General features: G+C 49.9%; 15 protein-coding genes. 8 read left to right on the top strand and 7 right to left on the bottom strand.

Annotation, left to right across the window (positions count from 1 at the left end; genetic code table 11):
- From L5L91_RS05370 to ubiD, 3 genes are all read right to left on the bottom strand, one after another.
- Positions 1 to 175, bottom strand: a 175-nt coding sequence (locus tag L5L91_RS05370) for a transposase (protein WP_263148818.1), incomplete at its 3' end; no start/stop codon positions are given.
- Between the two features lie 509 nt (positions 176 to 684).
- Positions 685 to 1,395 (bottom strand): NAD(P)H-flavin reductase, encoded by a 711-nt coding sequence (gene fre, locus L5L91_RS05375; RefSeq protein WP_063883664.1) that lies wholly within the window; start codon positions 1,393 to 1,395, stop codon positions 685 to 687.
- 114 nt (positions 1,396 to 1,509) lie between these two features.
- The gene (ubiD, locus tag L5L91_RS05380) at positions 1,510 to 2,991 is read right to left on the bottom strand and encodes a 4-hydroxy-3-polyprenylbenzoate decarboxylase (protein ID WP_173247757.1); all 1,482 of its coding nucleotides are present in this window, start codon (positions 2,989 to 2,991) and stop codon (positions 1,510 to 1,512) included.
- 159 nt (positions 2,992 to 3,150) lie between these two features.
- Between ubiD and L5L91_RS05385 the strand changes: the two genes are divergently transcribed.
- Both L5L91_RS05385 and L5L91_RS05390 read left to right on the top strand, forming a co-directional pair.
- Positions 3,151 to 3,960 (top strand): hypothetical protein, encoded by an 810-nt coding sequence (locus L5L91_RS05385; RefSeq protein WP_263235837.1) that lies wholly within the window; start codon positions 3,151 to 3,153, stop codon positions 3,958 to 3,960.
- A gap of 129 nt (positions 3,961 to 4,089) precedes the next feature.
- Positions 4,090 to 5,313, top strand: coding sequence for an MFS transporter (locus L5L91_RS05390; RefSeq protein ID WP_105250336.1), 1,224 nt, complete (start codon positions 4,090 to 4,092; stop codon positions 5,311 to 5,313).
- A gap of 54 nt (positions 5,314 to 5,367) precedes the next feature.
- Here the strand turns inward: L5L91_RS05390 and L5L91_RS05395 are convergent, their stop codons facing one another.
- The 4 genes from L5L91_RS05395 to arfB all read right to left on the bottom strand — a co-directional run bounded on the left by L5L91_RS05395 (position 5,368) and on the right by arfB (position 7,718).
- Positions 5,368 to 6,045: an SDR family NAD(P)-dependent oxidoreductase gene (locus L5L91_RS05395; protein ID WP_263235838.1), complete on the bottom strand. Its 678-nt coding sequence runs from the start codon at positions 6,043 to 6,045 to the stop codon at positions 5,368 to 5,370.
- An 81-nt stretch (positions 6,046 to 6,126) separates the two neighbouring features.
- On the bottom strand, positions 6,127 to 6,576 hold the full coding sequence (accB, locus tag L5L91_RS05400; protein ID WP_263235840.1) for an acetyl-CoA carboxylase biotin carboxyl carrier protein: 450 nt from the start codon (positions 6,574 to 6,576) through the stop codon (positions 6,127 to 6,129).
- Between the two features lie 36 nt (positions 6,577 to 6,612).
- Positions 6,613 to 7,053 carry a type II 3-dehydroquinate dehydratase gene (aroQ, locus tag L5L91_RS05405; protein WP_263235842.1) on the bottom strand — a complete coding sequence of 147 codons (441 nt, stop codon included), beginning with the start codon at positions 7,051 to 7,053 and terminating at the stop codon, positions 6,613 to 6,615.
- Between the two features lie 233 nt (positions 7,054 to 7,286).
- Positions 7,287 to 7,718, bottom strand: coding sequence for an alternative ribosome rescue aminoacyl-tRNA hydrolase ArfB (gene arfB / locus L5L91_RS05410; protein ID WP_263235844.1), 432 nt, complete (start codon positions 7,716 to 7,718; stop codon positions 7,287 to 7,289).
- Between the two features lie 136 nt (positions 7,719 to 7,854).
- Between arfB and L5L91_RS05415 the strand changes: the two genes are divergently transcribed.
- The 6 genes from L5L91_RS05415 to L5L91_RS05440 all read left to right on the top strand — a co-directional run bounded on the left by L5L91_RS05415 (position 7,855) and on the right by L5L91_RS05440 (position 15,456).
- Positions 7,855 to 8,220 (top strand): STAS/SEC14 domain-containing protein, encoded by a 366-nt coding sequence (locus L5L91_RS05415; protein ID WP_105250333.1) that lies wholly within the window; start codon positions 7,855 to 7,857, stop codon positions 8,218 to 8,220.
- A gap of 36 nt (positions 8,221 to 8,256) precedes the next feature.
- On the top strand, positions 8,257 to 8,466 hold the full coding sequence (locus L5L91_RS05420) for a DUF3012 domain-containing protein (protein ID WP_076498649.1): 210 nt from the start codon (positions 8,257 to 8,259) through the stop codon (positions 8,464 to 8,466).
- A gap of 188 nt (positions 8,467 to 8,654) precedes the next feature.
- Positions 8,655 to 9,098: a hypothetical protein gene (locus L5L91_RS05425; RefSeq protein ID WP_076499051.1), complete on the top strand. Its 444-nt coding sequence runs from the start codon at positions 8,655 to 8,657 to the stop codon at positions 9,096 to 9,098.
- A gap of 328 nt (positions 9,099 to 9,426) precedes the next feature.
- Positions 9,427 to 10,905: a TolC family protein gene (locus L5L91_RS05430; protein ID WP_076498646.1), complete on the top strand. Its 1,479-nt coding sequence runs from the start codon at positions 9,427 to 9,429 to the stop codon at positions 10,903 to 10,905.
- Positions 10,906 to 10,915: 10 nt separating this feature from the next.
- Entirely contained in the window at positions 10,916 to 12,181 is a 1,266-nt protein-coding gene (locus L5L91_RS05435) for an efflux RND transporter periplasmic adaptor subunit (RefSeq protein WP_263211738.1), read from the top strand.
- Positions 12,182 to 12,210: 29 nt separating this feature from the next.
- Positions 12,211 to 15,456 carry an efflux RND transporter permease subunit gene (locus L5L91_RS05440; RefSeq protein WP_263211736.1) on the top strand — a complete coding sequence of 1,082 codons (3,246 nt, stop codon included), beginning with the start codon at positions 12,211 to 12,213 and terminating at the stop codon, positions 15,454 to 15,456.
- The last annotated feature ends 88 nt before the right edge of the window (positions 15,457 to 15,544 follow it).

The following is a 15,544-nucleotide window of genomic DNA, read 5'->3' on the forward strand; positions in this document are numbered from 1 at the left end:
TTGGTGTGCCACCCTGGCGTTCTAGTTTTAACTGTCTCACCCACTTATCCATAGTGGACTTACCTACGTTCATCGCCTTTGCAGCTTCGATGATGCTATGGTTTTTATCGAGGACTAATTGGGCTGCTTCAAGTTTGAATTCAGCACTAAATGTTTTTCTGGTTGTCGATCTCATGTGTTCACCTAAAGTCATCTACGAGGTAATAATATCACCTCTATTTAGGTGGCCAAAATTAGTGTGCCACTACAATTGGTATTAACAGCTAAAGCCGAAGTGACAGAATACACCTCCCCTCGGAGTTGCCGCTGGGCGAGTAGGCAAATTGCATGAGTTCAGTCATGGATAATTTAACGAGCCATCCATTGTTAAATTTGCAGAGTGTGTGCTTGTAAAAAGGCATACAGATTACTGGATAGTTGGCTGGATTAAGCATTGGCATGTAAGTGACCGTTGGCGGCATGGATGCCGCCGTCGAGCCTATAGGGATATATTTACGGCGAGTCACTGGAATGACAGTGCTTAATAACTACATTATTCGCTGACTTGAAAATTTCTAGATCTTTAGAACACACCAATAAGTGAAATACGGCGTAATGTAAAAACAAAACCTCAGTAAAAACTGGGGTTTATTATTTGCAGCTCAACTGGCAAAGGTTAGCCAGCCAAGCATACAAATTATCGCGTTATTTGATAAACGCGAACGCATCACCGTAGAGATGTGCTTCTTCTACACCAATCTCGCGGAAGATTTCCCGTGCTGCACCCACCATGTCGAAACGGCCAGCGATATAGATGTCGTAGCCATTTAAGCTGACAAAATCTTGTTTGATTTGCGCTAACAGATTAGCGGTTTTGCCTTGCCAATTAGCGGGAGCTTCTTCGATAACTGGCACGAAGTGTAACCAAGGGTGAGCGTCGTGCCACTCGCGGGCGATGGTTTCAAAATACATGGCATCTTGGGTGCGACAACCCCAATACAGCATAGTTTCAACTTGTTGGCCGAGGGCGATTTGGTGCTCAATGATACTTTTAATGTAAGAGAAACCTGTGCCGCCGGCGATTAACAGGCGAGGACGAATGCTTTCGTGACGCAGGTGGGCTTCGCCGCCTGGGGCTTCGATGTCGATAGTGCTGCCGTCAATAGCGCAGGCTTTCAGGCGCTCGACCACTTGCATTGGGTAGCTTTCACTTACAGCGGCGCCAATGTGTAATTCGATCAGCTCGGCGTTTGGCGCTGATGCGATAGAGAAGGGGCGTTTATCTTTTTCACCCATGACAACACATAAGTATTGCCCCGCTTGGAAATCGAAGGCGGTTTCAGGCCTTAACAATACTTGATATACGGCATCGTTAAATGGGTTAACTTTCTCTATCTTACAACGTATGGTTTTCATCAAACTTCCTTTGCACCTTTCTTCAACAGTATGTGTCTAGGTGTCGCTTTAGAGGCCTGTTATTGGCCTATTCTCTTGGCTAAAGCCGATACTTGAGTAATGGCTTAAGCTGAATTATAGGGTTGGGCTGTCGTCTATGCCTAACTCATCCCAGATTGAGTCGATCTTTTGTTTTACTTTTGGATCCATCACGATTGGCGTGCCCCATTCGCGGTTGGTTTCACCTTCCCACTTATTGGTGGCATCGAGTCCCATTTTTGAGCCTAAGCCCGCAACGGGTGAAGCAAAATCGAGGTAGTCGATCGGGGTGTTTTCGATCATCACGGTATCGCGTTTAGGGTCCATACGGGTGGTGATCGCCCAGATCACATCCTGCCAGTCACGGCAGTTCACATCTTCATCCACTATGACAATAAACTTAGTGTACATAAATTGGCGCAGGAAAGACCAAGCGCCCATCATCACTCGTTTGGCATGTCCCGGATATTGTTTGCGAATGGAGATCACTGCCATGCGGTACGAACAGCCCTCAGGTGGCAGATAAAAATCAACGATCTCAGGATATTGCTTACGCAAAATCGGCACAAACACTTCGTTTAATGCGACCCCCAGCATGGCAGGCTCATCCGGTGGACGGCCAGTGTAAGTGCTGTGGTAGATGGCATCTTTACGCTGAGTGATGTGAGTAACGGTAAATACTGGAAACTTATCGGTTTCGTTGTAGTAACCCGTGTGATCGCCGTAGGGGCCTTCTTCCGCCAGTTCCTCAGGATCGATATAGCCTTCGAGGATGATTTCACTGGTGGCGGGCACTTCTAAGTCACAGCTTAATGCCTTACAGACTTCGGTACGTTCACCGCGCAGTAAACCGGCAAAAGCGTATTCGCTCATGGAATCGGGGACTGGGGTGACGGCACCTAAAATGGTCACAGGATCGGCGCCGAGTGCGACCACAACCGGATAACGCTCACCGGGGAATTGTTGTTTAAAATCAGCAAAATCTAACGCGCCGCCACGGTGGGATAACCAGCGCATAATCAGCTTGTTTTTACCCAGTAATTGTTGGCGATAAATGCCTAAATTCTGACGACTCTTACGCGGGCCTTTGGTGATGGTTAAGCCCCAGGTCACTAGTGGTGCGACATCGCCCGGCCAGCAATGCTGAATAGGCAATTGGGTTAAGTCGACCTCATCGCCGGTTTTGATGATTTGTTGGCAAGGCGGATTACGCACTGTCTTTGGCGGCATATTCAAGGCTTGCTTGAACATAGGGATCTTAGCGATCGCGTCTTTAAAACCGCGTGGCGGCTCGGGTTCTTTTAAAAAGGCTAACAGTTCGCCTACTTCGCGCAGGGCTAATGGGTCGTCTTTGCCGAGTGCCATGGCCACACGTTTTGGCGTACCGAACAGGTTTACCAACACGGGCATGTGATGATTTTTGGGATTTTCAAATAATAACGCAGGGCCTTGAGCGCGTAATACGCGATCGGCGATCTCTGTCATTTCTAAATGAGGATCAACTGGGTAGCTAATGCGTTTGAGTTCGCCATTGGCTTCTAAGTGATCAATAAAGCTGCGTAAATCCTTAAAACTCATGTGGAAATAGCCTCTGCGGTGAAAATCCGTGTGGCGCGCACTATAGCATTTTTCTGTTTTAGGGTTAACCAATTCAGTGATCTTCAAGCTTAGGAAGCGTAAAATGGTTACCAGTAAGTCGCGATAGATCTCGCTTACGCCCTTTATTTCGAGGTTTATATGAATATTCCTGTATGGTTTGCTCAAGAAAAGTGTGTTCAAACTCAATCACATGGCGCGCATAAGCGGTCGCTAAAGTGCTTGGTTTTATCGCTTGCCGTGGGGATCTCACTTTTGGGGGCGCTCAGTGTGCCGACTGTGGCGGTGGCCGGAAATAGAGGCTATTCGGATCAAGACGAACGTCACGGTCATCGTGATAGCCACAGTCGTGGCGATAGTCATTACAACAATCGTCATGACAATTATTACGACAACCGCCATGTGCGTAAAGATAATCGCCATTATCGTCCCTATTATCGACCTTATTACCCTTGGGGTTTAGGACTGGGTTTAGGGCTCGCTACGGGGTGGGGATCGGGTTGGAATGTCGGTTATGGTGTGAACACCCATTGGAACAATGATTGGGGTTGGAATACATCGCGTGACGCCTACGCTCTAAATTACTGGAACTCGCCCTATTCGGGCATAGGTTTGTCGATTCCTATGGCCTACGACGATGAACCTGTGGCCATTTCTGCACCTGTACGGGTAACAACCAGTATGCAGTATTCTGCGAGTGAAGGCCGTATGGTGTCGAGTATGCCTGTAAATATGGCCGGACAATCGACTGGGCAACTGGTGTCGCAAACTAGTAACGGCACAGGCAAAACAGTTGCGACTCTGCGCCCACGCGCACCGCACAGTGTGTCTAGCTTGCCGAGCAATGCTAGGGTTGTGCAGCAGGATGGTCGTACACTTTACGAGTGGCAAGGCACGCTTTACGCCTACGACTGGAACAGTCAAACCTATCAAGAACAGTTAGTCAGATAGATTTACATTACGTAAATGACTGAGAAATTGGAGCCCCTTAGTGGGCTCCAATTTATTTATCATCTTTTATTATCTTTTATTAGTTATTTATCAGCTAGTTGTCGTTTTATAGCATAGCGGAGAAGAGGTTTGAATACTGTTAGAAATCAGGCTGCCCAAAACCAGCATAAGGGTGCCAGTACATTATGGGTGTTACTTGCCTTAGCACTCGGAACATTCGCTTTAGGCACCACAGAATTTGCTTCCATGACCTTAGTGCCTTATATCGCGAGCGATTTAGGGGTAGAGGTTGCCCATGTGAGTTATGCCATTAGTGCCTATGCGCTGGGGGTTGTGGTCGGTTCGCCGATTATCATGGTGCTAGCCGTTAGGGTCAGACGGCGAACACTCTTGATTGCCTTAGCCGGGTTAATGGCGGTGGCCAATGGCTTAAGTGCGTTAGCGCCATCATTGAATTGGTTAATCTTTTTTCGTTTTCTCAGCGGCTTGCCCCACGGCGCTTATTTCGGCGTGGCTATGTTGCTCGCCGCCTCTTTAGTGCCACCAGAAATGAAGGCCCGCGCCGTATCGCGGGTGATTATTGGTCTTACGCTGGCGACGATTATCGGTGTGCCGTTTGCGACTTGGATGGGGCAAACCGTGGGCTGGCGCTCGGGCATTGGTATAGTGGCGATTTTAGCGACCATTACCGCGATAATGGTGTATTTTTTAGCACCTAATCAAGCCGTGCCCGCTGATGCGAGTCCCAAAAAAGAGCTACAAACCCTTAAAAATCGTGAAGTCTGGCTGACGCTAGGCATCGCGGCCATTGGCTTTGGCGGTATCTTCTGCGTGTATACCTATCTGGCAGAAACCTTAATCCAAGTGACACAAGTCGAGCCGTTTAAGATCCCGATCATGATGGCGGTATTTGGTATTGGCGCAACATTGGGCACGCTAGTGTGTGGCTGGGCGGCGGATAAGTCGGCCTTAGCGGCGGCGTTTTGGTCGTTAGTGTTAAGCACTGTGGTATTAGCGATTTACCCGAGTTTGACCGGACATTACTGGGCGTTGATGCCCGTGGTATTTTTTGTCGGTTGTGGGTTAGGGCTCGCCACTATTGTGCAAGCCAGATTGATGGATGTGGCACCCGATGGGCAAGCCATGACAGGCGCTTTAGTGCAATGCGCCTTTAATCTTGCCAATGCAATTGGCCCTTGGGTGGGCAGTTTAGTTATACTGTCTGGACAAGGCATTGCCGCGACAGGTTATGCGGCGTCTTTGTTGTCATTGGGGGGACTGCTGATGTGGTGGTTGACCCACAGAGAAAGCCGTCGCGTCGTTACCCTAAACACAGCGAACTGCGCCGACTAGCGAGTGCTAAGGAAGAGACGCAGTGGTCATATTCTGCGTCTCGAATCCGCACATTTAGCCCCTTTGTATGGTGATATCGGCGATATAACCATGCTCTGTGGCAACTAAGGCTTGTTTGAGCATGCTAGCCGCTTCATTGGCGGACATAAAGCTTGAGGTATCTAAAGCCTTACCGCTACTGGGCCAAAAGCCTGTGTCCATGCCGCCGGGATACACGGCAATCAACTTCATTGGGCTTTGTTTAAGCTCTAATCGCACCGACTCGATAAATCCCCGCACCGCCCATTTTGCCGCGCAGTAAGTGGATTCTCCCGCCTTGGCGGCCAGTGCTGCGGTGGACATGACCACAACCACAGTGACTGCTTGATCCTTATAGCGTTTCACTAATTCCCGCACTAACAAAATCGTCGAGGTGACATTGTTATTGAGCAGGCTTTGGATATCGCTCGCCCCTTGGGTTTCAATCGCTCCAAAGTAGCCGCTGCCCGCGCAGTGGATCACGGTTTTAGGGGCTTGCGTTAGGCCATCGAACAGGGCTTCGAGACTCGATTCACTGGCGAGATCGGCGGTGATCGCGGCGATCGTTTTGTTGGAGAAGGGCGTTAATGCATTGGCGACGGTTTGCAGACGCTCGGCATGGCGACCTGTGAGTGTCAGTGCTTCATTCTCTTTGGCGTAGAGCGATGCGAGCGCCGCGCCTAAACCACTGCTGGCGCCGGTAATTAATATCATAGTGACCTCGGTTAATGCTGTCTTGGCTTGAAAACCGCATCTTAAACTCAAGTGCGCTTCAATTCATGGGAAGGCGAGCGGTTAGATTAAGGTAAATAGTGGCTGATCGAATGCCACTTCATCGCCGTCTTTGGCCCAAATAGCGCTGACCACGCCATCGCGCTCGGCTTGGATGGGATTCATCATTCTCATCGCTTCGATAATGCAGATCACTTCACCTTGGCTCACTCGTTGACCGACTTTAACCAGCGGCAAATCATCGAGTTCTGCCGCCGCGTAAAAAGTGCCGACCATAGGTGAGACTTGCACAAAACCTTCTGTACTTGGCGAAATGCCTGTTTGCTTTGCCTGTTCATTCAAAGGCGCCACAGGTGCTCTGGGGATCGCTTGCTGTGATTGCACATTGGCTGGCATAGGGCTGTAGCGGGTGATGCGAATTGATTCTTCACCTTCGGTGATCGCCAGTTCTGCTATGTCAGATTCTTGTACTAACTCAATGAGTTTTTTAATTTTACGAAGATCCATTGCCATTTATCTGCCCTTGCAAAGCACGCTATTGAATAGAATTTACTGTGGCTGGTTGAGCCGCTTAATGGCCGCCGCCAGTGCAAACTCATAACCCTGTGAACCAAAACCGCAAATCACGCCTATCGCCTTATCGGAAAAATAGGAATGGTGGCGAAAGGCTTCACGGGCGTGTACATTGGATAAATGCACTTCAAAGAACGGAATTGCCACCCCAAGCAGGGCATCACGCAGGGCGACGCTAGTATGGGTAAAGGCGGCGGGATTGATAATAATCATCTTGGCATCAGTTGCATGAATCGCATTGATTAGCTCAAATTCGGCGTTGGACTGAATATGTTCGAGCTCAACTCCCGCCTGTTGTGCTTGCAGGTTTAACTCCGCCACTATGTCGGCTAAGGTTTGATGACCGTAAACGCTGGGCTCGCGGCGGCCTAAGAGGTTGAGATTGGGGCCATTGACGAGCAAAATTTTGTGACTCATTGCGCTTTCCTTTACGACATGCCTTGGGATTAATGCTGGGATTAAAGTTGGAATAAATTTATTTCAGTTTTCTACATAGGCCATTAACTTAACCTGTTCAAATCGATTTTGCATTATTCGTTAGTCAATTGTGTGTGAGCTGATCATGTGCGAGCCGTTTATACCTTTGAAATCCTGTGCCATTGTTGGCTGTCAGTTGAGTTAATTGTCACCTAAGTTAACTATCACCTAAGTTAATAGTCACTCTTCTGTTGGCGCATGGCCTTAGTGGCACCTTTTTGTTTCTTGGTCTCTAATCGCCGCGTTTGGCTGCCTTTAGTGGCGCGGGTGGGGATGCGTTTTTTCTGCACTTCACCGACACTGGCAACTAAGGCGATAAATTGCTCCAAGGCGGTTTGGCGGTTGGCATCTTGGCTGCGGCTCGCTTGGCATTTGATGATGATTTTGCCGCTTTTAGTGATGCGGTGATCCGCCTTGTTGAGCAGGCGTTCTTGGTAAAACTCGGGTAATGATGAGCTTTTAATATCGAAAATCAGCTGCGCAGCGGTGGACACTTTATTTAAGTGCTGGCCGCCTGCACCACTCGAACGGATAAATTGCCACTCGATTTCATTTTCCTGAAGTTCCACACTGTTTGAGATTTTTATCATGGCAAACTTAGGCATTTTTCAGCATGGATTGAGAAGCCATCAATAATGACTTATGGCTTTCCAATAGATTTGTTATCATCGGGCGCATTCTTTGCCGCTGCATTGGCTAAAGCCATTGCCTGCAAAAGTGTTCTCGATTCGGAGTGCCTCTATGTTATGCCAAATCCCCGATATTGCTAAGGGTGTTATCAGTCTTTTTGCCAGTGGCCGACTATCCTCCACCGATTATCGGACCCGTTTACAGCCTGCGATTAAAAGTTATCGTAAGGATTGGGGCCAAGTTTGCCTGTATATTGAGGCAGATGTGTTACTCGAAGGCTGGGAATTTGAGTCGCTGACCGGTAGTGGTGAAGTCCAGTTACCGAATTTTGAAGCCTTAGTGTTTGTGGGCGGCCCTGATTGGGTAGGAAATGCGGTGCGCTTACTCGGGCCTTTTATGCAGGGCGAAGTGGCTTGGTTTCCACTCGAACAGAAAGCCAAAGCGATTGCTTGGATCACTAAGCGTTCGAATATTTAATGGTCTAATTTAGGCCATATTTACAAGGAATTAAGTATGTCATTATTGAAATCGGGCTCTGTTTCTTCGCTGACAGTTTCTAAGGTCAGTGCGATTGCGTTAGTGTTGGCATTTACCGCTGGACTGAGTGCCTGCGCGCCAGAAGTGGGCAGTGATGCTTGGTGTAAACAGATGAAAAATAAGCCGTCTGGCGATTGGACTGCTAACGAAGCCGCTGATTATGCTAAGCACTGTGTATTTAAATAAGTGCTGTGCATTTAAATAAGCACTGAGTGTTTAAGTCAGCGTTAGCCTTTAGAGATCACAGCTTGAAAGACTTTGCTTGCGAGCTGTGAACTTATGTTTATCATACGGGTCAGATGTTCCGTTATCCGTTATCCGTTATTTGCTATAGGTGATATTTGAATTCTACCGCTAAGCCATTTTTTACTCGAATGGTGACCCTACTGATAGCCATTATCGTGCTGCAATTTGCTGGCGCGAATATGGGTGCGCATCAGTTACATGCGGGCAATGGTGCGGAAGAAGCTGAGAATCATCCCCATCTGCAATTTAGCGCTCAAGTGACCACTTTGGCCCAATGTGTCGATTGCGTTTGTCCAAGCGAGCAAGCCTTAGGCTTTGCGGACTCCACGGGTGTCACCAGTCATCACGCGGGTGAAAACCAAAGCAGCGGATTGCATTCCCACTTAGTGAAAACCACTGAAATACAAGATTTTGACCTATGCCTCGACTGCCAATGCCATGGCGGTCATGTGGCGTTGTTATCTCAGGCAGTGAGTCAGCCTGTACAGGCGTTAGAAAGCGTCTATCTGCCTACCGATGTATCCTATTTCCCGCCTGAAAATTTACCTAAATACCGCCCTCCTATCGCTTAATTCTCCAATATTCGGCTTATTTCTCGGCCTAGGACGATTGATTCATCTGATTGGATCTCATTCTATTTTGCCGCGTGATAAGTCCGTTATGTTCATCCCCCAAAAGATACGCTTGAACTGATGCTCGCAGCGTTAACTGTTGGAGCCGTCATTGGCTTTTTAGCCGTTACTGTATTGCTTGGCGGGATGATTCGATCGGCGCTTATTTGCCATGCCCAGAACGATATGATTGCTTTGCATTGAGCTATGTAAATGAAGCTCACATCTAGCCGTTTCGCTTTGGGCGCAAAAGTCAGCCGATCCACATTCGATATTGTTAGGATTTGCGATGAAAAAAACGATTCTCGCCCGTACTTTAGTTTGTCTGTTTAGATCGGGCTTGTTTAGCTGCGGATTAGTATTGGCCGCCGGATTGGTAGCCTTTGCCCTCGCGGCAGAAAATGATTCTCTTGAAGTCAACGTCCTTGAAGTCAAGGTCCTTGAAACCAAAGCCTCTGAGGCTAATGCCCCTGAAATCAATGCCTCTGAAGTTGAGGCATTTAAGGCGCAATCACTGGGTTTACCCGCCAAAGAAACCGACACGGCACATGTCAACTTTGGCCAATGGTTGCCTGAGTTACTTACACAGTTCAATCAGTTACCTGAAGTTCAGGTGCAACTAGTAAGGCAGCAACAAGCCAAACTGGCCATTCAGGCGGCAGATCGCGCTGTGTATAACCCAGAACTTGGGCTTAATTATCAAAATGCTGATACAGATGCTTATAGCTTAGGGCTGAGTCAAACCCTCGATTGGGGTGACAAGCGCGGCGTGGCGACACAGCGTGCCGAGCTTGAAGCGCAAATCCTTTTAGCAGACATAGGGTTAGAGCGTAGCCAAATGTTGGCCGAACGCTTACTGGCCTTGGCAGAACAGGCGCAAAGCCGTAAGGCGCTGACCTTTGCCGAGCAGCAATTAAGGTTTACCAAGGCGCAGCTCAATATTGCTGAGCAGCGATTGGCGGCGGGGGATTTGTCTAACGTCGAGCTGCAATTGATACAACTCGAAGTCGCCTCTAATACTGCCGACTACGCCTTAGCCGAGCAGGTGGCCTTAGTGGCCGATGGCAAAGTAATTGAATTACTTGGGGATAATAATTTCGCTTTTAGTGAGTTTATCAAAGAGATCCATTTCTTTGTGACTCAGGCTAAGCAAGCGCCAGCGGCCGAGTTGGGCACCTCTACATCAGCCTTGCCAGCACTGGCGAGTGCTTATCAGCAAGTGCTGCTCGCCAGAGTTAATGTCATGCAAGTCAAAGCGGAAGCTTCGGCTGACCCGACTATTAGCCTAGGCGCTGAAAAGGAAGGCACGGACAATAAGCTCGGTGTCGGCGTGTCGATTCCTCTACAAGTTCGCAATAACTACAGTGAGTTACAGGCAGTGGCCGATAAGGGCATCGCTATCGCGGAGCAAGGCTATCTTGCCCGTGAGCGAGTGCTTACCGCTAAGCAGAAACAATTCCTCTATGCGTTACCGCGTTTACTTGAACGTTACCAAGACTGGCGTGAGTTAGTGCAAGTGTCAGGTGCTAAAGCCGCTAAATCCTTAAGCCAACAATGGCAGGCGGGGGATGTGAGTACTAGCGAGTACTTACAGAGCCGTCGTCAGTTAGCCGCCAGTTATTTGGTGGGCTTAAACCTAGAAACGGCTATCTATCAAAGTTGGTTAACTTGGATGGGCGAAAGCGGCCAGCTTATGCCTTTTATCGAAAAGCTCAACTCAGTCCCTTCGATAACATCTAATACCACCGCACGCACAGTAAACCCATGAGGTCACAATAATGAATTCAAATACTCACCACGAAAATGTCCTTCAACTGGATGCTGTAACGACGTCTGAAAAGCGTCGGTTTAACCTATCAAAAATTGCGCTCGCATTATTCGTGCTGAGCACGCTGGCATTTCTCGCTCAGCCCGTATTGGCTGGCGGTGATCACGCTCCTGTCGTTAAGGAAAGCGGGGATTCGGTAACGCAAACGGCGCCGACGGATGCACACGGCGAACAGGCGTTGAAATTGACCGAAGCGCAGCAAGCCTTGGCGGGGATTAGCTTGTTACCTTTGTCGAGCGATAGCTTGAACCTCGCCAATTTGAATCTCGATATTAGGGCGACGGCGACCTTAGTGGTGGATCGCGATCGAACCGCGACCCTTGCGCCGCAGCTCGATGTGCGTGTGTTGGCGCGCCATGTGGTGCCGGGACAAGAAGTGAAAAAAGGTGAGCCTTTACTTACCTTGGGTGGCGCAGCCGTTGCGCAGGCACAGGCGGACTACATTAATGCCGCTGCCGAATGGAGTCGAGTCAAACGCATGAGTGAAGGTGCGGTTAGCGTCAGTCGGCGGATGCAGGCGCAGGTGGATGCCGAACTTAAACGGGCGATTTTAGAGGCAATTAAGATGACGCCCGCGCAAATTCGTGCACTGGAATCGACGCCAGAAGCCATAGGCAGTTATCAACTCTTAGCGCCAATTGACGGCCGAGTGCAGCAGGATATCGCCATGCTAGGTCAAGTGTTTAGCGCGGGCACGCCCTTAATGCAACTGACCGATGAATCCTATTTATGGGTGGAGGCGCAGTTAACCCCAACTCAAACTACGCATATCCAGGTTGGCAGTTCAGCCTTAGTGCAAGTAGGGGATAAGACGTTGGCAGGTAAGATAATCGGTCGCTCCCATGAACTCGACAGCGTAACGCGCACCGAGCAAGTGCTGGTGAGTATGCCCAATCCTGATCATGTGTTGCATGCGGGGCAATTTGCTGAACTCTACTTTGCTGGCTCTACTACCGATCCAAACGGCAGTGGCATAGTGCTGCCCGATACGGCGTTGACCCGTGGCGGCGATGGCGATTGGCAGATTTTTATTCAAGATGAGGATGGCTTCGAGTCCATTGAGGTAGAAGTGGTGCAGCGTCAACGTGGTCTGAGTCTAGTGCGTGGACCTGAGCTTGAAAAAGCCCAACAGGCACAGCTCAAGGTCGTGGTGGCTGGCGCGTTCTTCTTGGCATCCGAGCAGGCGAAAGCGGGCTTTGATATTCACGCCCACTAATATGAGCGCCCTTATTTTGGAGATTTTCTATGTTGCAAAAGTTAATCGAAGCCGCGATTAAAAATCGGCTGTTAGTGGTATTGGCTCTGCTCGCCGTGATTGTGGGCTGTGTGGCCATGTTACCTAAGTTGAATCTCGATGCCTTTCCTGATGTGACTAACGTGCAAGTGACCATCAATACAGCGGCCGAAGGCTTAGCTGCAGAAGAGGTGGAAAAACTTATCAGTTATCCGGTGGAATCGGCCATGTACGCCTTGCCAGCTGTGACTGAGGTGCGCTCGTTATCGCGTACCGGCTTGTCGATTGTGACTGTGGTATTTGCCGAGGGGACGGATATTTACTTCGCTCGTCAGCAAGTGTTTGAACAGTTGCAGGCGGCGCGGGAGATGATCCCAAGCGGCGTCGGAGTGCCGGAAATCGGCCCCAATACCTCGGGATTAGGGCAGATTTATCAGTATATTCTGCGCGCAGAACCTAACTCTGGCATTAATGCCGCCGAGCTGCGTAGCTTAAATGATTATCTGGTGAAGTTGATATTGATGCCCGTGGGCGGCGTGACTGAAGTCTTGTCTTTTGGTGGCGATGTGCGCCAATACCAAGTGCAGGTCGAGCCGAATAAACTGCGTGCCTATGGCTTGTCTATGGCGCAGGTGACCGAAGCGCTAGAGAGCAATAACCGCAACGCTGGCGGTTGGTTTATGGACCAAGGCCAAGAGCAACTTGTGGTGCGCGGCTATGGCATGTTGCCCGCAGGAGACGCGGGATTGGCGGCGATCGCGCAGATCCCTCTGACCGAAGCCAGCGGTACGCCAGTGCGTATTGGCGATATCGCTCAGGTGGATTTCGGCAGCGAGATCCGTGTCGGGGCAGTGACTATGACGCGCCGCGATGAATCTGGCCAAGTGCAAAATCTCGGTGAAGTGGTGGCTGGTGTCGTGCTCAAACGCATGGGGGCAAACACTAAGGCGACGATTGACGATATTGGTGCGCGGGTGAGCCTTATTGAGCAGGCCTTGCCCGATGGCGTGTCCTTTGAGGTGTTTTACGACCAAGCGGATCTGGTCGATAAGGCTGTGACCACAGTGCGCGATGCGCTGCTAATGGCCTTTGTGTTTATCGTGGTGATCTTGGCGTTGTTCCTCGTCAATATCCGCGCGACCTTGCTGGTGCTGCTGTCGATTCCAGTGTCTATCGGACTCGCACTTATGGTGATGTCCTATTATGGTTTGTCGGCAAACCTGATGTCGCTCGGCGGTTTAGCTGTGGCGATTGGTATGTTAGTCGATGGCTCTGTGGTGATGGTAGAGAATATTTTCAAACACTTAACCCAACCGGATCGCCGCCATTTACCCGAGGCGAGGGCGCGTGCCGATGGTGAGGATGATCCCTATCACAGTGAGGAGGATGGTGCTAAAGCCTGTGGTGATGTCAGCGAATCGAATATGGTTATTCGGATAATGCTCGCGGCGGAAGAGGTATGTAGTCCAATCTTCTTCGCCACTGCCATTATTATCGTCGTATTTGCGCCGCTGTTTGCCCTCGAAGGCGTTGAAGGCAAACTGTTTCAGCCGATGGCGGTCAGTATTATTTTGGCAATGATGTCGGCCTTGCTGGTGGCGCTGATTGCCGTGCCAGCCCTTGCTGTGTATCTGTTTAAGCGCGGTGTGGTGCTCAAACAAAGTGTGGTTTTAGCACCGCTGGATGCCGCTTATCGCAAGCTACTCACGGCAACGCTTGCTAGGCCAAAGGTGGTGATGCTCAGCGCCTTGGTGATGTTCGGCTTGAGTCTATTATTGCTACCAAGGCTGGGTACCGAATTTGTGCCTGAACTGGAGGAAGGCACGATTAACTTGAGGGTGACGCTGGCACCGACGGCGAGTTTAGGTACTTCGCTCCAAGTCGCACCTAAGCTTGAGGCTATTTTGCTAGCATTTCCCGAGGTGGAATATGCCTTGAGCCGCATTGGTGCGCCTGAACTGGGCGGCGATCCTGAGCCTGTGAGTAATATTGAAGTCTATATTGGCTTGAAACCGATAGCAGAGTGGCAGTCGGCAAGCTCGCGCTTGGAACTGCAACGCTTGATGGAGGAAAAGCTCAGCGTGTTCCCCGGACTCTTGTTGACCTTTTCGCAGCCGATTGCGACTCGGGTAGATGAATTACTTTCGGGGGTAAAAGCCCAGCTAGCGATTAAAATCTTCGGCCCTGATTTAGCAGTATTGTCACAGAAAGGCCAAGCGCTTACCGATCTCGTCGCGAAAATCCCCGGTGCCGTGGATGTGTCGCTTGAGCAAGTGAGCGGCGAGGCGCAATTGGTCGTGCGCCCCAAACGCGAGCTATTGGCACGCTACGGCATCAGTGTTGATCAAGTGATGAGCCTCGTCAGCCAAGGTATTGGTGGCGCGAGTGCAGGGCAAGTGATCGATGGCAATGCCAGATACGACATCAATGTGCGACTCGCGGCCGAGTTTCGCCAAAGCCCTGATGCGATTAAAGACTTATTACTCAGTGGTACAAATGGCGCCACAGTGCGCTTAGGGGAAGTCGCCAGCGTCGAAGTGGAAATGGCGCCGCCGAATATTCGCCGTGACGATGTGCAGCGCCGTGTTGTGGTGCAGGCCAACGTGGCGGGGCGCGATATGGGCTCGGTTGTAAAAGATATTTATGCCCTAGTGCCAAAGGCGGATTTGCCAGCGGGATATACAGTGATCATTGGCGGCCAATATGAGAATCAGCAGCGAGCGCAGCAAAAGTTAATGCTAGTGGTGCCGATTTCTATCGCCTTGATTGCCTTGTTGTTGTACTTCTCCTTTGGTTCATTCAAGCAAGTGTTGCTCATCATGGCGAACGTGCCCTTAGCTTTGATTGGCGGCATAGTGGCCTTGTATGTCAGTGGCACTTATTTATCTGTGCCTAGCTCTATTGGCTTTATCACTCTATTTGGGGTTGCGGTGCTCAACGGTGTGGTGCTGGTGGATTCGATTAATCAGCGCAGGCAAAGCGGCGAAGCACTCTATGATTGTGTTTATGAGGGCACGGTTGGGCGTTTGCGACCCGTATTGATGACGGCACTGACCTCGGCCTTAGGTTTGATCCCGATTTTATTGTCATCGGGTGTCGGCAGTGAGATCCAAAAGCCCTTGGCAGTGGTGATTATCGGTGGCTTGTTTAGCTCGACGGCGCTGACCTTACTCGTCTTGCCGACCTTGTATCGCTGGCTATATCGCGGCGATAAGTGCATTGATGAGCTTGATTCGCTACAGATTAATCACAAGTAAGCCGTCATCGTGAGCAATAACTTGTTATGTTTCGGGTTATTGCCTTCGTTGTAGACAGGGTTATCACATTGACTAAAACTCTAAAAAT

It is taken from the genome of Shewanella sp. SM55, assembly GCF_025654025.1.
GTDB classification, from domain to species: Bacteria; Pseudomonadota; Gammaproteobacteria; order Enterobacterales; family Shewanellaceae; genus Shewanella; species Shewanella oncorhynchi.